Source organism: Chengkuizengella sp. SCS-71B, assembly GCF_040100845.1.
Taxonomy (GTDB): Bacteria; Bacillota; Bacilli; order Paenibacillales; family KCTC-33759; genus Chengkuizengella.
Genome location: NZ_JAZHSH010000001.1, coordinates 76,339 through 98,124 on the forward strand (window position 1 = coordinate 76,339; position 21,786 = coordinate 98,124).

The following is a 21,786-nucleotide window of genomic DNA, read 5'->3' on the forward strand; positions in this document are numbered from 1 at the left end:
ACATTTTTAAAATTGCTTGTCAGTGGAACTGATTCGATTGATCGCTTTTTGCAAAGCCATCTCAGCACGACGAAAATCATAATCAGCCTTTTTATCAGCCAATCTTCTTTCTGCGCGTTCCTTAGCGGCTTGAGCACGTTCAACATCAATTTCTCCTGCACGTTCTGCAACATCAGCAAGAATAACCACTTTTTCTTTACTTACTTCCATAAAGCCACCATGTACCGCGATGACCTCTTCATCGTTTCCATTTTTTACCTTCAACGGTGCAACTTTTAAAGCTGTGACTAGTGGAATGTGATTGGGTAAAATACCTAGTTCACCTTCCACACCTTTAACGACAATCATATTCACGTCCTGAGAATAAACTTTTCTCTCAGGTGTTACGATTTCTAATGTAAAAGTACTCATAACTTCCTCCTACAAGTTTCATTTTTAGAAACTTAGGATTTTTAAATCAACCCTATTATAAAGTTTTGGCTTTTTCTACAGCTTCTTCAATTGTACCTACATACAAGAAAGCTGCTTCTGGTAAATCATCATGTTTACCATCCAAAATTTCTTTAAAACTACGAACTGTATCTTTAACAGGAACATATTGTCCCTTTTGTCCAGTAAACTGCTCAGCAACGTGGAAGTTTTGTGATAAGAACCTTTGAACTTTTCTCGCACGTTGTACTGTTACTTTATCTTCTTCGGATAATTCATCCATACCTAAGATGGCTATAATATCTTGAAGCTCTTTGTAACGTTGCAAAATTTGCTTAACTCCTTGAGCAACCTCATAATGCTCTTCTCCAACAATCTCAGGAGTAAGAATACGAGAACTTGATGCTAATGGATCTACCGCTGGGAAAATCCCTAACTCAGCAATTTTACGCTCCAAGTTTGTTGTAGCATCCAAGTGAGCAAATGTAGTTGCAGGAGCTGGATCTGTATAATCATCGGCTGGTACATAAACCGCTTGAATAGAAGTTACAGAACCTTTCTTCGTTGAAGCAATACGCTCTTGCAATTGACCCATTTCAGTCGCGAGCGTTGGTTGGTAACCAACCGCTGATGGCATACGTCCGAGTAATGCGGACACCTCAGAACCTGCTTGTGTGAAACGGAAGATGTTATCAACGAATAAAAGTACATCTTTTCCTTCTTGATCACGGTAATGCTCAGCCATTGTCAATCCTGTTAGTGCAACACGCTGACGAGCACCAGGAGGCTCATTCATCTGTCCAAATACCATTGTTGTTTTTGGAAGAACGCCTGCGTCCTTCATCTCATGATAAAGGTCGTTTCCTTCACGAGTACGCTCACCAACACCGGCAAATACTGAAATACCACCGTGCTCCTGTGCGATATTATTGATTAATTCCTGGATTGTAACAGTTTTACCAACACCGGCTCCACCAAACAACCCAATTTTACCACCTTTAGCATAAGGGGCAATTAAATCAATAACTTTAATTCCTGTTTCCAAAATTTCTTCTTCTACAGAAAGCTCTGTAAATTCAGGTGCAGGTCTATGAATTGGGCTTGATGCTTTTGTTTTAATTTCACCAGCATTATCAATTGGTTCTCCCAGCACATTTAAAATACGACCTAATGCAGCATCGCCCACTGGAACAGAAATAGGATTACCTGTATCAACAGCTTCAGTTCCACGAACTAAACCGTCTGTAGAAGACATAGCAACACAACGTGCTACATTATCACCAAGATGAAGAGAAACTTCTACAGTTAAATTGATATCCTTTTCTCCAGAGGACTCCGCTTTTTTTTCTATTGTAACAGCATTTAGAATTTCAGGCAGGTTTCCGCGTTCAAATTCAATATCAACTACGGGACCCATTACCTGTAAAACGCGTCCTTTGTTCATGCTTTTACCTCCTTAAGATTTTCAAAAGTTAGTGCATTTATTTTCATTATCCCTGAGCGTTCGCTCCAGCAATAATCTCAGATATTTCTTGTGTAATTGCAGCTTGACGTGCACGGTTATATACAAGATTAAGACTAGCAATTAAGTCAGTAGCATTGTTCGTTGCATTACCCATTGCGGTCATTCTGGCACCAAACTCACTTGCTTTACCTTCCAATACTGCACTATAGATCAAAGTTTCAGCATATTTAGGCAATAATACATCCAACACTTCCTCTGCAGAAGGCTCATATTCATATAGAGCAGAATTACCACTGGATTCAGAAATATCACTTAATGGTAAAAGACGTTTTTCTACAGGAATTTGTGTAATTGGATTCACAAATTCGTTATATGCTAAATATAACTCATCGTATAAACCATCACTAAAGTTCTGCACTGCAGTTTTAGCAATTTCTTGAATGTCTAAGTACTGAGGATTATCAGGTAACCCTGTAACTTGAGACACAATCGGCATATTTCTTCTTTTGAAATAATCTCGACCTTTTCGACCGATCACAAAAATAGAGTAGTCATCTGTAGAGCTGTGTTTTTGTTGTATTGTGTTCATGACCATACGCAAAAGATTCGCATTATAACCTCCTGCTAAACCACGGTCAGAAGTAATCACTAGATAACCCGTCTTTTTCACTTCTCGGCTTTCCAACATCGGATGCTTTAAATTTTTTGTTGCAGAAGCAATGTTAGAAATTACTTCTTTTATTTTATCTGAATACGGTCTGGCAGCTTCAGCATTTTCTTGTGCTTTTCTTAACCCTGAAGCAGCTACCATTTCCATTGCTTTTGTAATTTGTTTCGTATTTTGGAAACCACTGATTTGGCGTTTTATATCACGCATACCTTTAGCCATTTAGTTCACCTACCTTATAGGCTATTTGAAAAAACACACTCTACTTCTTATCAGAAGGACTATACAGATCCAGCAAAACCTTTTTTGAAGGTTTCAATCGCTTTATTTAGTGCTTCTTCAGTTTCGTCTGATAATTGACCAGTTGTTTTAATTGTTTTTAGAATATCTGACTGATTCGCATCCATATAGGATAAGAATTCTGCTTCAAACCTTGTTATATCCTTCACTTCAATATCATCTAAGAAACCTTTTACAGCTGAATAAATGCTCACTACCTGCTTCTCAACTGGCAACGGCTGATTAACACCTTGTTTCAAGATTTCAACTGTACGTTCCCCTCGATTTAATCGAGCTTGGGTAGATTTATCAAGATCTGAACCAAATTGAGCGAAAGCAGCTAGCTCTCTATATTGTGCAAGGTCTAAACGTAATGTCCCTGCTACTTTTCTCATAGCTTTAACTTGCGCAGAACCACCAACACGGGATACTGAAATACCGACGTTAATCGCTGGACGTTGTCCTGCATGGAACAAATCAGCTTCTAGGAAGATCTGTCCATCCGTAATGGAGATAACGTTTGTTGGAATATATGCTGATACATCACTTGCTTGTGTTTCGATAAATGGAAGAGCAGTTAATGAACCTCCACCGAGATCATCATTCAATTTTGCTGCTCTTTCTAATAAACGAGAATGCAAGTAGAATACATCCCCTGGGAAAGCTTCACGACCTGGAGGTCTTCTTAATAACAAGGATAACTCACGGTAAGCTGATGCTTGTTTAGTTAAATCATCATAAATAACTAATACGTGTTTACCTTGATACATGAAATGCTCACCCATTGTACAACCTGTATAAGGTGCTAGGAATAATAATGGAGCTGGTTCAGATGCACCTGCTGTAACAACGATTGTGTAATCTAAAGCACCATTTTTACGAAGTGTTTCTACAACACCTGCAACTGTGGATTGCTTCTGACCAATTGCTACGTAGATACAGATCATATCATTCTCTTTTTGGTTAATGATTGTATCGATAGCTATTGTTGTTTTACCTGTTTGGCGGTCACCGATAATTAACTCACGCTGTCCACGCCCAATTGGAACCATGGAGTCAATCGCTTTAATTCCCGTTTGCATCGGCTCATGTACTGATTTACGATCAATAACACCCGGCGCTGGGGATTCTATTGGTCTAAATTCTTTCGTTTCAATAGGTCCTTTACCATCTACTGGCTGTCCTAACGGATTTACAACACGTCCAAGTAATGCATCACCTACAGGAACCTCCATAATACGGCCTGTACGTTTTACTTGATCTCCTTCACGGATATCCGTGTAAGGTCCTAGGATTACGATACCAACATTATCTTCTTCAAGGTTAAGAGCCATACCCATAACGCCATTAGAGAATTCTAATAATTCACCAGCCATGACATTTTCAAGACCGTGAGCACGAGCTATACCGTCACCCACCTGGATAACAGTACCTACATCAACCACTTGAAGTTCAGATTTATAATTTTCAATTTGTTTTTTTATCAACGTACTGATTTCTTCAGGTCTGATACTCAATGAACCTCACCCCTAACTATATTGCTTGCTGTTTTAATTCCTTTTCAAGTGCAGCTAGTTTGCTTACTAAGCTGCCATCATATAAACGGTCGCCTATGCGAACTTTTAATCCACCTAAAAGGTCTGGATCAACTTCATTTGAAGCGTTGATCTGTTTGCCTGTTAATTTGCCAAAACGTTCTTCAACTTCTTTTAATTCATCATCAGACAACTTAGAAGGTGTATATACCACCGCATCTGCCTGACCTAGAAATTCATTGGCAACCCCAACATAATATCCATAAATCGCTGCTAAGATTGAACCTCTTCCTCTTTCAAAAAGAAGCTGGACCGTATGAAGTACAATTTCAGATACTTTTCCTTGAAAAGCATTGCTGATTACTTCTTTCTTTTTGTCCACTCCAATATTCGGATGGGAAATAAATTTATTAAAATCCTTATCCACTTCTATAAATTGCACAATTGATTTTAATTCTCTTTCCACTTCTACAATTACATTTTGTTCTCGAGCAACTTCAAAAAGTGCTTTAGCGTATCTTTTTCCTACTAATGTGTCGCTGCTCATAGTTTTCCTCCTACCTCTTTCAGGTATTTGTCAACTAATTGTTGTTGTGATTTTTCATCAAGCTTTTGCTCGATAATTTTGGAAGCAATCATAATGGACATTGCTCCTACTTGTGCACGCAACGTCTGAGCTGCTTTTGATTTTTCGTTTTCAATATCTTTAAGCGCATCCTCTTTTAACTTCGCCGCTGTTGTCTTCGCTTCTTCAACGATTTCTTCAGCTTGTCTCGCACTCGTTTGTTTCGCTTGCTCAATAATTTGATATGCTTCCTGACGAGTTTGTTGCATGGACGCCTCTTGTTCTTTTAGAAGTTTGTCTGCTTCTGCACGATTAGTTTCTGCCGTACGCATTTCGTCTAATACATGCTCTTTACGCTTTTCCATAACGGACATTAATGGTCCGAATGCAAATTTGCTTAGTAACCAAAACAAAATACCAAACGCAATAATTTGAAAAACTATAGATCCATCTATACTCAACTTTAGTCACTCCCTTCTCAGAGATTCATACATCTTAATCTGACAAAATGAAGGCGTGGAGGCTTATACCATCCCCGCCGAACTTGAAATATAATTGTTACCTTATAAAACAAATACAAACAATAATGCAAATACAAGAGAAATAACTGGTAGTGCCTCAACTAAACCGATACCGATAAACATTGTTGTTTGTAAAGTCCCGCGAAGTTCTGGTTGACGAGAAATCCCTTCTACTGTACGTCCAACGATTAAACCATTACCAATACCTGCACCTAGTGCACCTAAACCAATCGCAATTGCTGCTGCTATAAACTCCATGAAAAATCCTCCTTAAATATTAAATAAATTATTTTTATTACTTTTAATAAAATCTATAATCTGATCTCAGCAGGTTGCTGAGTTAGATTCATTAATGATCTTTAGCGATACTTTGTGAAATATACACCATTGTTAAGATGGTAAATACAAAAGCTTGGATTGTACCAACAAATATACTGAAGGCTTGCCATACGATTAATGGAACCATTCCTGCAATACCTGCAAATACACCTGCCGAAGCCGTCATTAAAATTACTCCAATTAAGACCTCACCAGCATAAATATTACCAAATAAACGCAAACCAAGAGTTAATAATTGTGAAACTTTTTCAATTATGTGGAGCGGAAAAAACGCTGGGACTGGATCAATGTAATGTTTGAAGTAATTTTTAGTATTTCTAGTAACTCCTAAATAATGTACCATTACAATTACAATTAAAGCTAACCCCATAGTAGCACTCATACTAGCTGTTGGTGATTTCCAAAAGAGTAGTGATACGTCATCTGCATGTGCCGCTTGTGCATATAAATCTGGAGAAATTGGAATGCCGAAAAATGTCGGAGCTTCGTGAAAATGAAAGGACAAAGCAAACGGAAGGCCTAACATGTTGGCTACAAAAATATACATAATTAAAGTAATCCCTAACATGATGAAACTTTTTCCTTGTTTCATATCCATCGTGCTGGCGACCATATTATGTATGAATTCAACCACCCACTCAAGAAAATTTTGCATTTTCCCTGGATTTTCAACAGACAATTTTCGAGTTCCTAATAAAGCAATAATAAAAACAATCAAACATGTGATTGTAATCATAATCAAATTGGAAAGATCAAAAGGTATTCCAAACAATTTAATCATCGGTGATTCATGCATCTTGTCATTTTCCCCCCCTTCTGTTAATCCATTTATTTGCTGTTTTTAATAGAAATAATGCCCAGTAATAGTGTTACTAATTGCACAAAAAATAATCCAGCTAATGTAGTAGAAAACGCAATGTGTTGTTCGAACTTGAAAGAAATAACCACCGCAATTAAAGCGAGTGATGCTCTTGTCATGAATCCATCATTTACTCTGCGTTTAACTTTCTTAATGGCAACTTCAGACATCAGTTCTATTTTCCACTGTAAATATCTTGCATTGATTAAACTAACAATAATACCCAAAATCAATCCTGCAATATAAACTCGATAATCAGGCAACAGTGCCCACGTTACAAAACAAACGGCTAATACATACAAAGTTATTTTGTAAGCGTTTTTTGTTAGGGTCGACAAATTATTCATTTGAGCCCCCCGTGTACTTTTTAATGATCATCATAATGCTTATGACCCCCACAACAAACCCTATCATAATACCAACAACGATCCATATAGGATTATCGTCTAAATATTTTGTTGCTAGAGTTCCAAGGCCATAACCGGCAAACATACAGACAACCATATCTAATCCAATCGCACTGACTAACGCAACGGCTTTCCATGGATTATCTTTAGGATTTGAATTGCTCATTATACATTTCCCCTATTTAAATCCCCATTTATTTTAACGAAGCGAAGCATTGTTTGTCAATTGGGTAAAATTCAAACATTTCGTGAACAAAACGGCGATACCCTTGATATTAAAGGGTTTTCAAGTTTAAAAACTATACAGTGCAACTGTATGCTGTAACCTTTTTACGTTGAAAATGGTTCCGGTTTTTCATTCTTTTTTCCAAAATGATGCAAGATGGATTGTACAATTCTTTTTGAGGCTTTACCGTCACCATATGGATTTGCGGTACGACTCATTTTTTCATATTTTTGAATATCTACTAGTAACTCCTTCGTCCTTTGATAAACGTCTTCTTCATCAGTTCCGACTAACTCTAACGTTCCTGCCTCAACTCCTTCAGGACGCTCCGTTGTTTCTCTTATTACTAAAACAGGAATCCCAAAGGAAGGAGCTTCCTCTTGTAACCCACCTGAATCGGTTAATATCATATGAGTATGATTATAAAAATTGTGTAACTCAACAACATCTAACGGATCAATGAGTTTAATTCTAGGGTGTTCGCCTAATATTTCATTAGCAGGCTCCCTTACAGCAGGGTTCAAATGCACTGGATAAACTACGGCAACATCTTCAAATTCATCCACGATTCTTCGAATGGCATTAAAAATTTGTCGATGAGGCTCACCTAAAGATTCTCTTCGATGTGCTGTCATTAATATTAATCTCTTTCCTTTAGCCCAAGATAATACAGGATGAGTGAAATCCTCTCTTACAGTATATTGAAAAACATCAGTCGCCGTATTCCCAGTAATATAAATGTTCTGTTCAGATTTATTTTCCTTAAATAAGTTATTAGATGACCAATTTGTAGGTGCAAAATGAAGGTCAGCAATCACGCCTGTGAGCTGACGATTCATTTCTTCAGGATAAGGATTCTGTTTATTCCAAGTTCTCAATCCTGCTTCCACATGACCTACTTTAATTTGTTGTAAAAAAGCAGCATAACTAGCTAAAAATGTAGTTAGTGTGTCACCATGCACTAAAACTAAATCTGGTTTCGCTTCTTGAAGCACTGATTCTAAGCCTTGTAAAACACGTATTGTAATCTCATTCAGCGTTTGTCGATCTTTCATCACATCAAGATCATAAGCCGGTTGAATATTAAATACATCTAATACTTGGTCTAACATTTCTCTATGTTGTGCTGTTACACATACCTTTGAGTCGATTAAATCAGTATGTTTTTGTAACTCTAACACGAGTGGAGCCATTTTAATAGCTTCAGGTCTAACCCCGAATATTGTAAGTACTTTTAGCTTATCCATTCAGCTATCATCCTTTAACGTTACTTTGTTCCAAATAAGCGATCTCCTGCATCCCCTAATCCAGGAATGATATAACCTTTTTCATTTAGATGACTATCGATTGCAGCAACATAGATATCTACGTCAGGATGTGCTTCTTGCACTGCTTGAACACCTTCTGGAGAGGCAATTAAACACATTAACTTCATTTGACTGCAATCATTGTTTTTTAATACTTGTATTGCCGCATTCGCCGATCCTCCAGTAGCAAGCATTGGATCAATGACAATTAGCTCTCTTTCTTGAACATCAGTTGGTAATTTAGTGTAATATTCAACTGGCTGCAATGATTCAGGATCACGATATAAACCTACATGACCTACCTTCGCTGTTGGATGTAGTTTTAAAATACCGTCTGTCATACCTAATCCAGCACGAAGTATTGGAACTAAACCAAGCATTCTCCCAGATATCACTTTACAATTTGCGGTTGCAACAGGGGTTTGAACCTCTACTTCTTTTAGAGATAAATCCCTAGTAATCTCATAAGCCATTAACATGGCAACTTCATCAACTAATTGACGGAAGTCTTTTGTTTTCGTTTCTTTGTCTCGAATAAAAGTTAGTTTATGTTGGATCAAAGGATGGTCACATACAAATACCTTTCCCATTAATTCCTATCCCTCCTGAAAATAAAAAATCAATTTCTTTATTCCATATTTACAGTCTATATTTCATCTAAACTTATAGATCAAATTATTCAAACTGTCATAAGCGAATAAAGGCATACCTCTTCAAACCTTAACTATTATAACATTTTGTTCTTGTTGTTACACCTCATATGTTTGTTATCTTTTCCCAATCACAAAAAAACATCCTAGATTCAACCATCCAGCATGTTTTAAAGTGTGATTTGTTTTATCAAAACTTTTACCACCAAATATTTATTTGTATGATTTGAATAATTCCTCTATATGACTTTCTGTTTGAAACAAACGTTTATTAAGTACGCCAATTTGATGGTTATAAGATTCAACATTTATTGAATTATTTTTAAACAAAGCATTAATATCTTTGGGTTGGCTTTCTTCTAAACGATACACACTTTGTTTTATTTCAGATATACCAGATCGCATTTCACTCATTTCAATATGTAAAAATTTTATTTCTGATTGAAACTCATTTCTCATTTCTTTCATTTCATTCTTTACTGTTCCTATCTCTATACTCAGTTCGTTTTGAATTGACTTTGTTTCAGTTTGCAAATCCTTTCGTATTGCTTTTGTTTCCGATTCTAATGAATCTAACTTGTTAAGTGTAAGATTTAAGATTTTATCAGTCACAACCATAACCCCTTTCAGTGGATTGCTTTAATTAATTATTGAAAAATAATTCTCAATTTTTATGTATATCTTAATAATACACTTAACTTGAATATAATTCAAGTTTTATTTAATTATTTGAATTATATTCAATGTTAAACATCATAACTCTCTAGAAATATAGGAGAGAGGATACTTGGGTTAGACGGTAATTATAATTAGGAGGCTTAAAAATTAGAGGTATTTGGTGGTCTTATTTATGTTGTTTTACTACATTTATTGAAATTAACGGTATTTAGTGGTCTTATTTCAATTAATAATGGTTATTTTGTTGTATCTTGAAGTATAAATATCGAAAATAAGACCTTTAATTTCCTCTATTTACTTGAAGGAGCTTTCCTTTCATCATATAAGACCACAATTTCCCTTTATTTTAAACGATCTGCTTTGGCTAATTTTATTTATATCAAAATCGAATACTTCTTTTAAATTCTGAAGTCCCCGAAAAGGAAAGGACATAACATTTTAGAGATACTTCACTCTTTTGGGGGAAACTTAAAACTTAAAATTTAAAACTTATAAAACCCACTCTCTTAAAGCACAAAAAGGTGCTGGTTCTTACAACCAACACCTAAACTATAACTTAAACTTTTTATCCTATAATTTTTTTGCGGCCCACCTCTATAATTTCAATGAGGTTTTCCTGCATCATATTGAAAAATTAAAACTAATATTGGACTAGCTAAATTATATATTCAATTAATAAGTCAAACCTTCATACAATGGATACTTAGCAGTTAACTCTTTTACTAAACCTCGAGCTTTTTCTAACAGAGTCTCATCTTCAGGGTTTTTCAACGTCATCGCCATGATTTTGGCAATGGATTTCATTGCTTCCCCATCCATCCCTCTTGTTGTTACAGCTGGTGTTCCTATGCGAATACCGCTTGTTACAAATGGGCTCGTTGGGTCAAAAGGAATCGCATTTTTGTTGACTGTAATATGAACTTCATCTAATACTTTCTCAGCAACCTTACCAGTAATATCTAAATTACGAGTATCTACTAAAATTAAATGATTATCTGTTCCACCTGAAATAATGTTTAGTCCTTCAGCTTGTAAGCTTTCAGCTAAGATCGCAGCGTTTTTCACAACATTTTCTGAGTAAGTTTTGAATTCAGGTTGAAGAGCTTCACCAAAAGCAACTGCCTTAGAAGCAATAACGTGCATTAATGGACCACCTTGTGAACCAGGGAAAACAGCTTTATCTATTGCTCTTGCCCAAGGTTCTTTACAAAGAATCAGACCACCTCTAGGTCCTCTTAAAGTTTTATGCGTTGTTGTTGTTACAAAATGAGAATGGGGAACTGGATTTGGATGAAGCCCTGCAGCTACTAGTCCTGCAATATGCGCCATATCCACCATCATTAATGCACCAACTTCATTTGCAATTTTACCTAATGTTTCAAAATCAATGATTCTAGGATATGCACTTGCACCTGCAACGATCATTCTTGGTCTATGTTTAAATGCTAATTTACGCACTTCATCATAATCAATCATAAAATTTTCTTCACTCACACCATAAGCTACAAAGTTATATAAAATTCCTGAAGCATTTACTGGGCTGCCATGTGTTAAATGGCCTCCGTGCGCTAAGTTCATGCCAAGCACTGTATCACCAGGTTTTAAAGCTGCTAAGTAGACAGCCATATTAGCCTGAGCACCAGAATGGGGTTGAACATTAGCATGTTCAGCACCAAAAATTTGTTTAGCACGATCTCTTGCAATATCTTCAACGATATCAACATGTTCACAGCCACCATAATAACGTTTGCTTGGATACCCTTCCGCGTATTTATTGGTCAATACTGTACCCATTGCTTCCATAACTGCTGGAGTGACAATGTTTTCTGAAGCAATTAACTCTATATTATCTCGTTGTCTGCGTAATTCTAAATTTAATGCTTTTAAAACCTCTGGATCTTGACCGCGTAAATTTTCCATCCTCTTAACATCCCCTTAATATTTTATTTACAACGATTAGTGTTGTTATTTATTTCATATACAGCTCTTTGTCCGCCAATTAATTTTGGACGAGTAATCGCCATATTTACACGCGCTTTTCCAATTTCACGATAAGTAGGTCGCAAAGGAACTGCTACTTGCTTCAAATGCATACCAATTAAAGTTTCTCCAATATCTATTCCAGCATGTGCTTTGATTTTTTCAACTATTACAGGATTTTTGAAATGTTGATATGCAAAAGTGGCCATCGATCCACCAGCTTTTGCAACAGGTATTACGGAAACCTCTTCAAGAACATATTGTTGTACAACCTCTCTTTCAACAACAAGAGCTCTATTTAAATGTTCACAGCATTGAAAGGCAACATAAAAATCCAAATCCTTTTGAACGGCTTGAATACCTTTAAAAATTTCTGAAGCCACCATCTCAGCACCTGACGTTCCGATGTGCTGACCTAATACTTCACTGGTACTCGTTCCTATAACAATAATTTGTTGAGGTTTAATGTTCCCCTCTGTTATGAGCTGTCTCGTTATTTCCTCAACCTGTTTACTCATTTTCTCAAGTTTATTCATTTAAATTTTCACCACCATAGTTGATGAGTGTTTCTTATTCAGTGTGCACTTCACCCTAATCATTAAGGATGTATAGTGGCTTGCTTTTCTATTGCATTCATTTTTTTAATTCGATTCACATGTCTTTCTTCGTTAGAAAATTCTGTTTCAATCCATATTTTCACTATATCTAATGCTAATCCAGGTCCGATCACTCTTTCTCCCATAGCAAGAACATTGGTATCGTTATGTTCTCTTGTTGCTTTTGCGGAAAATGTATCATGAACTAACGCACAACGAATGCCTGGATATTTATTTGCTGCAATAGACATGCCAATACCCGTTCCACATATTAAGATTCCTTTGTCTGCATCACCATTCAATACTTTCTCGCAAACTGGAATCGCATAGTCAGGATAATCAACTGAATCAGAACAATCACAACCTACATCTATCACTTCATGACCAAGCTTGATGATAAAATTTTTAATGTCATTTTTGAGATTGTATCCACCATGATCCGCACCAATTGCTATTTTCATTATGATCGTTCTCCTTTATCAAAAGTTCGTGAATGATAGGGTGTATGAGATCCTCAAAGTGCAAAAAAAGAGCAGCAGACATAAATGTCTATGCTCCTGCCCAGGCGACCGGCCGTATTACTCGGTGCTCCATTGTGGTAATTTCCACTTTGCCGCCAGTTACACCGAATTCTTCACGTATAATGTTATAATAGCGTAATTATTTGACAATTACAACCGCATAATGCAACATAATGGGTCCTAAATTTCTAATGACTGAATTGCATTTTGCGGAATAACTGTTCCTTATTTAACCCTTTTTCAATTTAATTAAAAGTTTATTCAAATACTCTTCAATTTCCTCTGCTACCATTTTATAATCAACAATCGTTCCTCCAAAGGGGTCAGCTATATCATAGTCGGGTAAATCTGATTCCAACTCCAGCAATTGTTGTTTTAAATAGTCGGGTATTTCTTGACCTAAAGATAACTTCATTTGTAGATCAGCTATTAATTTTTCTCTTTCTACGATACGGTCCATCACTTCTATATTATCTTCAACATACTCTTTTAATGTAAACGTTTTTTCCACTGCTTGTGGGTAGTATTCTATGATGTGGCGCTTATGATTCATCGTCATCGCAAAAATATAATCTGCCCAATTCACCCACTCATCTGTAACTTTATTAGATATAATATTATTTGATAAGCCTTTTTCCTCTAATATTTTTGCAGCATTTTCAGAAATGGCGTGATTGTCCATAGCAAATACTCCAGCTGAACGTATTTCTATATCTAAACCTTCTCTCTGAACTAATCCAGCAAAAATACCTTCTGCCATGGGGCTTCGACAAGTATTTCCAGTACAAACAAATAAGATATGTTTCATAAAAGAAAATCGTCCTTCCTAGTCGGTTTTAACTTGCTTAGTCGTATTTTATATTAAAAATTTTATTCCAAAAGCTAACAAAATAATTCCACCTATTGCCTCGCCATATTCACCTAAACTTACAGAAATAGATCTCCCTAATAATAATCCTAAAATAGATAATGTCCCTCCAAATATACCAAATAATAATACCGTTAGTATGATATCTGAGGAAAATAAACCAAGGGATATGCCTACCGAAAATGAATCAATACTCACACTTAATGAAAATATTAATATTCCCCACAAAGTGCTGTGATCAAAAGCCTGAAATTTCTCCCCCCTTATAGAACTATATAACATATGCAAACCTAATAATACAAGTAAAGTACCACCTGCAATTAAAGCAACATCACCTAAAATCGTACTCACATATTTACCAGTAAATATCCCCATAAGCGGCATCATGATGTGAAAAAAGCCAACGATCATACTAATTTTTAAAATATCTAATAACCTAATTCCCCTCATTCCAATTCCTACGCCTAAAGAAAAAGCATCCATTCCTAATGCAATTGCCATGATTAGAATTGTTATAAATTGGCCTAATTCAACTGAAACGGCTGTCATGTTATCTCCCCCATGTCCACTATTCTATAAACAATATGCGGACATGAAGTGAAACATGCTATACTTGTACCACCTGATTTCCAGATGCTTTCATCAAGCGATTCATGACAGCTAGTCCCATCCCTTCTTCAGAACAAGCTTCAGCAAATATAATTGTTACTTTATTTTTATCAAACATTCTTAAAGCTGCGTATAAATCATGTGCAGTTTCATCTATTCGGCTTCGACTGCCATAAGTTAGAACCAAATCTGCATTGTATTCTTTTTTACTTTCTATAAAAGTGAGAATACCTGTTTTTTCACCTTGCTCTTTTGCTTCATCAATTGCTGACTGAATGGTTTGCTTCACTTTTTGTTTGTTTTCTCCTTTTACAACGGTTAATAACCCATTAGGAGCATAGTGCTTATATTTAATACCTGGTGAACGAGGTATTTGTTCATGAATAGATGATTTGTCTAGATTTTCTTTTTCATATGAAAATTCAACAAGAGGAGTAATTTCTTGCAACTGTGATTTGGTAATACTTCCTGGTCGTAAAATATAAATATGATCCTCTTCCATTTGTATCACAGTAGATTCTATCCCTACTCCTGTTGCACCACCATCGATAATTCCTCTAATTCGTTCATCTAGATCCTCTTTCACATGTTTTGCTTCTGTTGGGCTTGGCTTACCTGAACGATTTGCACTAGGTGCTGCAATAGGGCAATTGGCTTTTTCAATTAATTCCAAAGCGATAGGGTGATCTGGCATTCTAATCGCAACCGTGTCTAATCCTGCAGTTACTTTGTTGGAGAGATTAGCATCCTTTTTTAGTCGAAAAATAATGGTTAAGGGTCCAGGCCAAAAACGATCCATAACCTGTTCTACCTTATCACTAACAGATTCCACTAAATCATGTAATTGTTTTTTATTTGAAATGTGCACGATGAGTGGATTATCAGATGGTCTACCTTTAGCTTGGAATATATTGTTTACTGCAATATTAGACGTAGCATCCGCACCTAATCCATAAACAGTTTCCGTTGGAAAAGCGATGAGATTTCCCTTTTTTAGTTCTGATGCCGCTTCTTCAATAACAAGAGCATCCTCTTCTCCAATTATTCCCTTATTTAAATTCCAATAGATTGTTTTCATGGCTTATAGTGTCCTCTTAATTAAGTAAATATAATATAGAATTATACTTTGTATGTTGCCATTTAAGCAAATACCCCTTTAATAGAGTTTGTAATACTAACTATTAAATCCCAGAGAAAAAAACGAGTTTCCGGTTGTTGTTCTACTGTTTCTAAATTACTGTTTATTTTCACTTCTTCCTGATTTTTATTTACATCTTCTTGTGTTATGGCTTCCCCAGTTGTTATATCAACAAAACATAAAGGTGGAAAAAGAACACACCACCAATTCTGCCCTTGTCCTGCACCTACAATGACACGGAGAGCTTCATAAACTCCAGCAGGGTACACTTTATTCCCATACATTTTTGTAGGAAAATCAAATTGTCCTAACTCAACAGAATAAGATTCTCCAAAACCGTTATCTTGTAATACCTTTCCTACAAGTGCTTCTATTTGATTCATATGGGACATGACCATTGCTCTAGCATCCGTAATTTGATTAGGTTTAATCACCCAATCATTCATATAGTTCACAATTTCATTACGAATCTCCCCTTTAATCCACTGATCACGAGGTGAGTCTGAATTCGCTAATATTCTTAAGCGAATGGATTGTTCTGGAATTGTGTTTTCAATTAAAGTTGCATGAGCCTGCTGATACTCCCAATTCATAAATAACATAATAAGGACAAAACAAAGATAAATATATGATTTCCATTTGGAGGGTTTTAACATAAGAAATTCGCTCCCTTTGTGTATAATCTATCATTTAGTTTGTCCATTGAAAGAAGGAGTTAAACCTCTGAATCTATTAAAATTTGATAGATAAAATTAGCTCATTTCTCAATTGACATAAATATATATATGCGATATATTGCATATAATAGAGAAAATGGAGGTGTTAGTTCGATGCCAATACCTAAGAATTTTACTTCTCCGTCAAGAATCACTGCTAAGGAAAGGGCACTGAATCAAATACAAAGATGGATCATAGAGGGTACTCTAGAACCAGGTGAAAAAATATACGATGCCGAAATTTCCGAAGCATTAGGCATTAGCAGGACGCCAGTAAGAGAAGCCTTATTGTTGCTTGAAACGCAAGGACTCATCGAAATGCGTCCTGGCAAAGAAACTAAAGTAACAACAGTCACAAAGGAAGATGTCAAAAAAATTTTTCCTCCTCTAGCCACATTACATGCTTTAGCAGCAGAGGAAATAGCAGAAACCATATCGGTTGAAAAAATCGAAGAGCTAAAAGAAATCAATCATCAGTTTGAATTAGCCATTCAATTAAAAGAACCATATAAAGCGATGGAAACAGATGAACAATTTCATAATTTTATTATTGAACTAGCTGATAACTCCTATATTACTCATTTTTGTTCGATTATGGACCTTCATGTTCGCCGATTGAAGTATTTATTTTTAGCACAAGAATTGTTATCACAGGAAGATTCCATCAATGAACACAGGTTAATTATTGATGCCTTTCTTAATCATGATAAAGAAAAAGCGGCAAGCATTATGAAACAAAATTGGATAGGACCTTTACAAAATGTTTATAAATTGATGGAACTTCAAGAACACGAGGAGTAAATCAAATATCATTTTATTTTGATTAAAATCATTAATTTTTTGAGGAGGAAAATGGATGAAAACAATAGGGTTACTTGGTGGTTTGAGTTGGGAGTCATCTGCAATTTATTACAAACTAATAAACGAAAGAGTTAAAGAAAAGTTAGGTGGTCTTCATTCTGCAAAAAGTATGTTGTATTCTGTAGATTTTCAAATGTTTAAAGATTTGCAATATGAAGGAAAATGGGAAGAAGCAACAACGGAACTTATCAATGCAGCTAAACAATTAGAAAAAGGTGGTGCTGATTTCCTAGTCATTTGTACAAATACAATGCATAAAATGGCACCTGAAGTACAGGATTCCATTTCAATTCCTTTATTGCATATTGCAGACATTACTGGTGAACAGATTAAATCAGCAGGTATAAAAAAAGTAGGTTTATTAGCCACAAACTTTACAATGGAGCATAGTTTTTATAAAGACAAACTATCTAATTATGACTTAGAAGTCCTAGTTCCAAGTGAAACAGATAGAAAAATAGTTCATGATACGATTTACAATGAACTTTGTTTAGGAAAAGTAGATGAATACTCCAAAAAACAATACTTAGATATTATTAAAAAACTTATTAATAATGGTGCTGAAGGAATCATTCTTGGATGTACTGAGATCACTATGTTAATAAATGAAGAAGATATAAACGTTCCAGTGTTTGATACGACTAAGATACATGCAATAAAATCTGCAGATTATGCTTTGCAATCATAAAATTTAAACCTTTAATATAATGGGAGCTCACCTTTGAGCTGATAACATTTTACGGACGCGGTGTAGAGGTAATACTCTTTTCTGCGTTCTTTTGACTTTTTGTAAATAGGATCGCTTAAAGTTTAAGTTTTGTGCATAAGATGTTTACATTTTATGATTGACTGCTACTACATGCCTTCCTATACCCGCTAAATCTTTTACGACATAAACTTCATTCCATTGATTCAATGACTGTAACCATTCAGCTACTTGTTTTGCTTGACCTTGTCCAACTTCAAGTCCTACGATCTTTGGATAAACAGGCAAATCACTTAATTGTCTTATCATTTTATCGTAAAAATAAAGTCCATCTCCGCCGCCATCCAATGCATTTAAAGGTTCAAAATCCTTTACTTCTATCTGTAAATCCTTCATATCCTTTGATGGGATGTAAGGAGGATTAGAAATTAAGACATCAACCTCTCTTTTATTTTCAATAAGTGGATGCAACAAGTCACCCTGTACAAATTCTATCTGATTCATAACATTGTTTTTTATGGCATTTTGTTTCGCAACCTCAATCGCCTGATCTGATATGTCGACAGCTATCAACTCCCACGAAGGGTTATGTACTGCTAGAGTGATAGGAATGATACCGCTCCCTGTACCAATATCTGCTATAACAGGTTTGCTGTCTTGCCACATTTGTCTACATTCTTGCATCATTTTCTCAACTAGGATTTCCGTTTCTGGGCGAGGAATTAATACTGAATGGGTAACCTTAAAGGTTAATCCAAAAAATTCTTGATTGCCTATAATATATTGAACAGGTTCTCCCTCTGCTTTTCTGTTCAACATGTCCTTCCACTTCTGTCTTTTATTATGTGGAAAAGGTTCGTGCCAACGTAAATAGAAATCATTGTGCTTCCAATCTAACAACGCTTCTAACATCCATCTGCAAACTTGTGAAGGGTCTTGAGTATTTTTACTATCTGTTTCCTTTAAAAAAGAAGAAGCCTCTAAAAAGGCTTCTCTAACGGACATTTGTTGACTCATATTAACCTTCCTCATTTTCCATTAATTCCGCTTGTGCTTCTACAGTAAGAGCAGCAACAACCTCTTCTATTTCACCCGACAAAACTTGATCCAACTTATGCAAAGTTAAACCAATCCGATGATCTGTTACACGACTTTGAGGAAAATTATAAGTGCGAATTCTTTCACTACGATCACCTGTTCCAACCTTACTTTTACGCTCATCTGCATATTTCGCTTGTTCTTCTTGTTGAATTTTATCATAAATTCTAGCTCTTAACACTTGCAAAGCCATTTCTTTATTTGAGTTTTGTGATTTACCATCCTGACAGGTTGCTACGATGCCAGTAGGCACATGGGTAACACGAACAGCAGATTTCGTTGTATTAACGGACTGCCCACCCGCTCCACTTGAACAAAATGTATCCACTCGAATATCACTGTCCTTAATATCTACTTCAACGTCTTCCGCTTCAGGTAACACACCAACTGTAGCTGTAGAAGTATGAATACGTCCACCAGATTCAGTCGTTGGAACTCTCTGAACACGGTGTGCACCACTTTCAAACTTCAATTTGCTATATGCACCTTTTCCTTTTACCATAAATATAATTTCTTTAAATCCACCTAAATCATTAACATTAGCTTCAAGTATTTCTGTCTTCCACCCTTGTAAGTCAGCATATCTTGAGTACATCCGATAAAGATCTCCTGCGAATAACGCAGCTTCATCCCCACCAGCTGCGCCACGTATTTCTACAATGACATTTTTATCATCATTAGGATCTTTAGGAAGCAAAAGAATTTGAATCTTTTCTTCTAACTCTGTTTTTCTAGTTGAAGATTCGTCAAGCTCCATTTTAACTAAATCACGCATTTCATCATCTAGTTTTTCATTGATCATGGACTTGGCTTCATCATATTGTTCTATAACAGATTTATATTCAGTGTATGCTTCATACACTTCTTGTAAATCAGATTGTTCTTTAGACAATTCTCTTAATCTTTTCGCATCATTGGCTACATCTGGATCACATAATAATTCACTTAGTTTCTCATAACGATCAGCCAAAGACTGGAGTCGATCTAGCATAATGTCCACCCCTTTTTGAGCGTATTAAAAATCTATTCACGAAAAATAAAAAATAAAAGCAATAATTTATCTATTTATTCTAAAAATTTTATTAAATTGGGTTCAGGATGTCAACTTACACATTAAACCTAAAGTGCATAATATCCCCATCTTTGACAACGTACTCTTTTCCTTCTAATCCTAACAACCCTTTTTCACGAGCTGCTCCCATGGAACCACAAGCTATTAAATCATCATAAGCAACAACTTCTGCACGAATAAAGCCTCTTTCAAAATCCGTATGAATAACACCTGCTGCTTGTGGCGCTCTTGTCCCTTGACGAATGGTCCAAGCTCTAACCTCTTGTTCACCTGCTGTAAAATAAGTATCTAACCCTAACAGTTTATATGCAGCTTTAATTAAGCGATCTAATCCTGATTCAGTAATCCCAAGCTCTTCTAAAAACATCTCTTTGTCTTCGCCTTCGAGTTCAGCAATTTCAGATTCAACCTTGGCACTGATCACCACTACTTCAGCACCTTCTTGTTCTGCCAGCTCTTTCACTTTGATTACAAATTCATTATCTTCTTGACCAACTTCATCTTCACCTACATTTGTAGCAAATAATACAGGTTTCATTGTTAATAAATGAAGGTCACGAATCAACAATTTCTCATCATCGGTTAATTCTAAACTTCTGGCGGGTTTATCTTCATATAAAACAGCTTTTACTTTTTCTAAACATTCTACTTCAGCTGCGTACTGCTTATTCCCACCTTTCATATTTTTACGTGAACGTTCAATTTTACGTTCCACAGACTCAATGTCTGCTAAAATTAATTCCAAATTTATCGTTTCAATATCACTGATTGGATCAATCGTTCCAGATACATGAGTAATATTTTCATCCTGAAAACAGCGAACAACATGCACTATCGAATCTACCTCACGGATATTGGCAAGAAATTTATTTCCTAAACCTTCACCTTTACTTGCTCCTTTTACTAACCCTGCAATGTCTACAAATTCAAATGCTGTTGGAACTACCTTCTTCGGGTTAACAAGTTCTGTTAGTTTGTGTAATCTTTCATCAGGTACTTCTACCACACCTACATTTGGATCAATCGTACAAAATGGGTAATTTGCTGATTCCGCACCAGCTTGCGTAATTGCGTTAAATAGTGTGGATTTACCAACGTTAGGTAATCCAACAATTCCTGCTTTTAAAGCCATCTATGTCAACTCCATTCAATTTATAAGCAACCCACAAAATCACTTCCACTATTATATAGTAGTCAAAGTGTATTGTCATCTTTACTCATCCTATAAAAGTGAACAATATACCCAATACATATAAAAAGACAAAAAAATAGAAGATGAAGCGATTCCCTCAGTCGCTCCATCTTCATCTATGGGAGATACTCCTTGCTGGTAAAACAAAAATTAATTTTTAAACGCACACCTCATCATGAATGTCGATATTTCTTCTTTTTATTTCTTCGTACAGAAGGCAAATAAATTTCCGATCTAAATTAAATTCCTTAGCCTCTAAAAAACATTCAATTAAACGTAGATCACTTAAGTTATGCATTGTCATGTCATCCTCCCTCAAAGAAATAAAAATTAACAATTGATTGTGTGCTTCAAATTAATCCCTGTTAATGGTAATTATAAGTAAAGTAGGAGGAAAATTCAGCGTAAACCTGTTTCATTAAAATGCAAACTTTGCGTAATTAACTTTCATTAACTTGTATATCCAATATAATAAGAATTACAACCTTTACCAGAAGACTGC

General features: G+C 35.7%; 26 protein-coding genes and 1 riboswitch. Of the genes, 2 read left to right on the forward strand and 24 right to left on the reverse strand.

What is annotated here, in order from left to right; genetic code table 11:
* Positions 1 to 6 precede the first annotated feature (6 nt).
* The 20 genes from VQL36_RS00405 to spoIIR form a co-directional block, all read right to left on the reverse strand.
* Positions 7 to 411, reverse strand: coding sequence for a F0F1 ATP synthase subunit epsilon (locus tag VQL36_RS00405; RefSeq protein WP_349247412.1), 405 nt, complete (start codon positions 409 to 411; stop codon positions 7 to 9).
* A gap of 55 nt (positions 412 to 466) precedes the next feature.
* On the reverse strand, positions 467 to 1,873 hold the full coding sequence (gene atpD, locus VQL36_RS00410; RefSeq protein WP_349247413.1) for a F0F1 ATP synthase subunit beta: 1,407 nt from the start codon (positions 1,871 to 1,873) through the stop codon (positions 467 to 469).
* 46 nt (positions 1,874 to 1,919) lie between these two features.
* Positions 1,920 to 2,783 carry an ATP synthase F1 subunit gamma gene (gene atpG, locus VQL36_RS00415; RefSeq protein ID WP_349247414.1) on the reverse strand — a complete coding sequence of 288 codons (864 nt, stop codon included), beginning with the start codon at positions 2,781 to 2,783 and terminating at the stop codon, positions 1,920 to 1,922.
* A 59-nt stretch (positions 2,784 to 2,842) separates the two neighbouring features.
* On the reverse strand, positions 2,843 to 4,357 hold the full coding sequence (gene atpA / locus VQL36_RS00420) for a F0F1 ATP synthase subunit alpha (protein ID WP_349247415.1): 1,515 nt from the start codon (positions 4,355 to 4,357) through the stop codon (positions 2,843 to 2,845).
* 16 nt (positions 4,358 to 4,373) lie between these two features.
* Positions 4,374 to 4,922, reverse strand: a complete 549-nt coding sequence (locus VQL36_RS00425) for a F0F1 ATP synthase subunit delta (RefSeq protein WP_349247416.1) — start codon at positions 4,920 to 4,922, stop codon at positions 4,374 to 4,376.
* Complete coding sequence (atpF, locus tag VQL36_RS00430) at positions 4,919 to 5,401, reverse strand: F0F1 ATP synthase subunit B (protein WP_349247417.1); 483 nt, start codon at positions 5,399 to 5,401, stop codon at positions 4,919 to 4,921. The genes VQL36_RS00425 and atpF overlap by 4 nt, the downstream gene beginning before the upstream one ends.
* Positions 5,402 to 5,503: 102 nt before the next feature.
* On the reverse strand, positions 5,504 to 5,719 hold the full coding sequence (gene atpE, locus VQL36_RS00435) for a F0F1 ATP synthase subunit C (RefSeq protein ID WP_349247418.1): 216 nt from the start codon (positions 5,717 to 5,719) through the stop codon (positions 5,504 to 5,506).
* Between the two features lie 91 nt (positions 5,720 to 5,810).
* On the reverse strand, positions 5,811 to 6,596 hold the full coding sequence (gene atpB, locus VQL36_RS00440; RefSeq protein WP_349247419.1) for a F0F1 ATP synthase subunit A: 786 nt from the start codon (positions 6,594 to 6,596) through the stop codon (positions 5,811 to 5,813).
* 32 nt (positions 6,597 to 6,628) lie between these two features.
* Positions 6,629 to 7,006 (reverse strand): ATP synthase subunit I, encoded by a 378-nt coding sequence (locus tag VQL36_RS00445; protein WP_349247420.1) that lies wholly within the window; start codon positions 7,004 to 7,006, stop codon positions 6,629 to 6,631.
* Complete coding sequence (locus VQL36_RS00450; RefSeq protein WP_349247421.1) at positions 6,999 to 7,232, reverse strand: AtpZ/AtpI family protein; 234 nt, start codon at positions 7,230 to 7,232, stop codon at positions 6,999 to 7,001. The genes VQL36_RS00445 and VQL36_RS00450 overlap by 8 nt, the downstream gene beginning before the upstream one ends.
* A 164-nt stretch (positions 7,233 to 7,396) precedes the next feature.
* On the reverse strand, positions 7,397 to 8,539 hold the full coding sequence (gene wecB / locus VQL36_RS00455; RefSeq protein WP_349247422.1) for a non-hydrolyzing UDP-N-acetylglucosamine 2-epimerase: 1,143 nt from the start codon (positions 8,537 to 8,539) through the stop codon (positions 7,397 to 7,399).
* 20 nt (positions 8,540 to 8,559) lie between these two features.
* Positions 8,560 to 9,189 carry a uracil phosphoribosyltransferase gene (gene upp / locus VQL36_RS00460; RefSeq protein WP_349247423.1) on the reverse strand — a complete coding sequence of 210 codons (630 nt, stop codon included), beginning with the start codon at positions 9,187 to 9,189 and terminating at the stop codon, positions 8,560 to 8,562.
* Between the two features lie 273 nt (positions 9,190 to 9,462).
* Entirely contained in the window at positions 9,463 to 9,861 is a 399-nt protein-coding gene (locus tag VQL36_RS00465; RefSeq protein ID WP_349247424.1) for a hypothetical protein, read from the reverse strand.
* A 738-nt stretch (positions 9,862 to 10,599) separates the two neighbouring features.
* Positions 10,600 to 11,847, reverse strand: a complete 1,248-nt coding sequence (gene glyA, locus VQL36_RS00470; protein WP_349247425.1) for a serine hydroxymethyltransferase — start codon at positions 11,845 to 11,847, stop codon at positions 10,600 to 10,602.
* A 23-nt stretch (positions 11,848 to 11,870) separates the two neighbouring features.
* Entirely contained in the window at positions 11,871 to 12,443 is a 573-nt protein-coding gene (locus VQL36_RS00475; protein WP_349247426.1) for a TIGR01440 family protein, read from the reverse strand.
* Between the two features lie 62 nt (positions 12,444 to 12,505).
* Positions 12,506 to 12,964, reverse strand: a complete 459-nt coding sequence (gene rpiB, locus VQL36_RS00480; protein WP_349247427.1) for a ribose 5-phosphate isomerase B — start codon at positions 12,962 to 12,964, stop codon at positions 12,506 to 12,508.
* Positions 12,965 to 13,055: 91 nt separating this feature from the next.
* Positions 13,056 to 13,137, reverse strand: a riboswitch (ZMP/ZTP riboswitch).
* 116 nt (positions 13,138 to 13,253) lie between these two features.
* Positions 13,254 to 13,832, reverse strand: a complete 579-nt coding sequence (locus VQL36_RS00485; protein WP_349247428.1) for a low molecular weight protein arginine phosphatase — start codon at positions 13,830 to 13,832, stop codon at positions 13,254 to 13,256.
* 48 nt (positions 13,833 to 13,880) lie between these two features.
* Complete coding sequence (locus tag VQL36_RS00490) at positions 13,881 to 14,441, reverse strand: manganese efflux pump MntP family protein (protein WP_349247429.1); 561 nt, start codon at positions 14,439 to 14,441, stop codon at positions 13,881 to 13,883.
* Between the two features lie 58 nt (positions 14,442 to 14,499).
* Positions 14,500 to 15,579, reverse strand: coding sequence for an L-threonylcarbamoyladenylate synthase (locus tag VQL36_RS00495; RefSeq protein ID WP_349247430.1), 1,080 nt, complete (start codon positions 15,577 to 15,579; stop codon positions 14,500 to 14,502).
* A gap of 62 nt (positions 15,580 to 15,641) precedes the next feature.
* On the reverse strand, positions 15,642 to 16,295 hold the full coding sequence (gene spoIIR / locus VQL36_RS00500) for a stage II sporulation protein R (RefSeq protein WP_349247431.1): 654 nt from the start codon (positions 16,293 to 16,295) through the stop codon (positions 15,642 to 15,644).
* 174 nt (positions 16,296 to 16,469) lie between these two features.
* Between spoIIR and VQL36_RS00505 the strand changes: the two genes are divergently transcribed.
* The gene (locus tag VQL36_RS00505; protein ID WP_349247432.1) at positions 16,470 to 17,156 is read left to right on the forward strand and encodes a GntR family transcriptional regulator; all 687 of its coding nucleotides are present in this window, start codon (positions 16,470 to 16,472) and stop codon (positions 17,154 to 17,156) included.
* A gap of 55 nt (positions 17,157 to 17,211) precedes the next feature.
* The gene (locus VQL36_RS00510; protein WP_349247433.1) at positions 17,212 to 17,904 is read left to right on the forward strand and encodes an aspartate/glutamate racemase family protein; all 693 of its coding nucleotides are present in this window, start codon (positions 17,212 to 17,214) and stop codon (positions 17,902 to 17,904) included.
* 144 nt (positions 17,905 to 18,048) lie between these two features.
* Here VQL36_RS00510 and prmC read toward each other — a convergent pair whose 3' ends face one another.
* The 4 genes from prmC to sda form a co-directional block, all read right to left on the reverse strand.
* On the reverse strand, positions 18,049 to 18,939 hold the full coding sequence (gene prmC / locus VQL36_RS00515; RefSeq protein ID WP_349247434.1) for a peptide chain release factor N(5)-glutamine methyltransferase: 891 nt from the start codon (positions 18,937 to 18,939) through the stop codon (positions 18,049 to 18,051).
* Position 18,940: 1 nt separating this feature from the next.
* A complete protein-coding gene (gene prfA, locus VQL36_RS00520; RefSeq protein WP_349247435.1) occupies positions 18,941 to 20,011 on the reverse strand; it encodes a peptide chain release factor 1 in 1,071 nt (356 codons plus the stop codon).
* Between the two features lie 115 nt (positions 20,012 to 20,126).
* The gene (ychF, locus tag VQL36_RS00525) at positions 20,127 to 21,224 is read right to left on the reverse strand and encodes a redox-regulated ATPase YchF (protein ID WP_349247436.1); all 1,098 of its coding nucleotides are present in this window, start codon (positions 21,222 to 21,224) and stop codon (positions 20,127 to 20,129) included.
* 217 nt (positions 21,225 to 21,441) lie between these two features.
* Positions 21,442 to 21,588 (reverse strand): sporulation histidine kinase inhibitor Sda, encoded by a 147-nt coding sequence (gene sda / locus VQL36_RS00530; protein WP_413789462.1) that lies wholly within the window; start codon positions 21,586 to 21,588, stop codon positions 21,442 to 21,444.
* Between the last annotated feature and the right edge of the window lie 198 nt (positions 21,589 to 21,786).

Excerpts from the sequence above, each read along its gene's own strand:
- atpD (WP_349247413.1), bottom strand. The coding sequence starts at position 1,873 with ATGAACAAAGGACGCGTTTTACAGGTAATGGGTCCCGTAGTTGATATT.
- spoIIR (WP_349247431.1), bottom strand. The coding sequence starts at position 16,295 with ATGTTAAAACCCTCCAAATGGAAATCATATATTTATCTTTGTTTTGTC.
- sda (WP_413789462.1), bottom strand. The coding sequence starts at position 21,588 with ATGACAATGCATAACTTAAGTGATCTACGTTTAATTGAATGTTTTTTA.
- VQL36_RS00490 (WP_349247429.1), bottom strand. The coding sequence starts at position 14,441 with ATGACAGCCGTTTCAGTTGAATTAGGCCAATTTATAACAATTCTAATC.
- atpG (WP_349247414.1), bottom strand. The coding sequence starts at position 2,783 with ATGGCTAAAGGTATGCGTGATATAAAACGCCAAATCAGTGGTTTCCAA.
- VQL36_RS00505 (WP_349247432.1), top strand. The coding sequence starts at position 16,470 with ATGCCAATACCTAAGAATTTTACTTCTCCGTCAAGAATCACTGCTAAG.
- ychF (WP_349247436.1), bottom strand. The coding sequence starts at position 21,224 with ATGGCTTTAAAAGCAGGAATTGTTGGATTACCTAACGTTGGTAAATCC.
- glyA (WP_349247425.1), bottom strand. The coding sequence starts at position 11,847 with ATGGAAAATTTACGCGGTCAAGATCCAGAGGTTTTAAAAGCATTAAAT.
- prfA (WP_349247435.1), bottom strand. The coding sequence starts at position 20,011 with ATGCTAGATCGACTCCAGTCTTTGGCTGATCGTTATGAGAAACTAAGT.
- rpiB (WP_349247427.1), bottom strand. The coding sequence starts at position 12,964 with ATGAAAATAGCAATTGGTGCGGATCATGGTGGATACAATCTCAAAAAT.
- VQL36_RS00475 (WP_349247426.1), bottom strand. The coding sequence starts at position 12,443 with ATGAATAAACTTGAGAAAATGAGTAAACAGGTTGAGGAAATAACGAGA.
- atpE (WP_349247418.1), bottom strand. The coding sequence starts at position 5,719 with ATGGAGTTTATAGCAGCAGCAATTGCGATTGGTTTAGGTGCACTAGGT.
- wecB (WP_349247422.1), bottom strand. The coding sequence starts at position 8,539 with ATGGATAAGCTAAAAGTACTTACAATATTCGGGGTTAGACCTGAAGCT.
- VQL36_RS00425 (WP_349247416.1), bottom strand. The coding sequence starts at position 4,922 with ATGAGCAGCGACACATTAGTAGGAAAAAGATACGCTAAAGCACTTTTT.
- prmC (WP_349247434.1), bottom strand. The coding sequence starts at position 18,939 with ATGAGTCAACAAATGTCCGTTAGAGAAGCCTTTTTAGAGGCTTCTTCT.
- upp (WP_349247423.1), bottom strand. The coding sequence starts at position 9,189 with ATGGGAAAGGTATTTGTATGTGACCATCCTTTGATCCAACATAAACTA.
- atpB (WP_349247419.1), bottom strand. The coding sequence starts at position 6,596 with ATGCATGAATCACCGATGATTAAATTGTTTGGAATACCTTTTGATCTT.
- VQL36_RS00485 (WP_349247428.1), bottom strand. The coding sequence starts at position 13,832 with ATGAAACATATCTTATTTGTTTGTACTGGAAATACTTGTCGAAGCCCC.
- VQL36_RS00445 (WP_349247420.1), bottom strand. The coding sequence starts at position 7,006 with ATGAATAATTTGTCGACCCTAACAAAAAACGCTTACAAAATAACTTTG.
- VQL36_RS00510 (WP_349247433.1), top strand. The coding sequence starts at position 17,212 with ATGAAAACAATAGGGTTACTTGGTGGTTTGAGTTGGGAGTCATCTGCA.
- VQL36_RS00495 (WP_349247430.1), bottom strand. The coding sequence starts at position 15,579 with ATGAAAACAATCTATTGGAATTTAAATAAGGGAATAATTGGAGAAGAG.
- VQL36_RS00450 (WP_349247421.1), bottom strand. The coding sequence starts at position 7,232 with ATGAGCAATTCAAATCCTAAAGATAATCCATGGAAAGCCGTTGCGTTA.
- VQL36_RS00405 (WP_349247412.1), bottom strand. The coding sequence starts at position 411 with ATGAGTACTTTTACATTAGAAATCGTAACACCTGAGAGAAAAGTTTAT.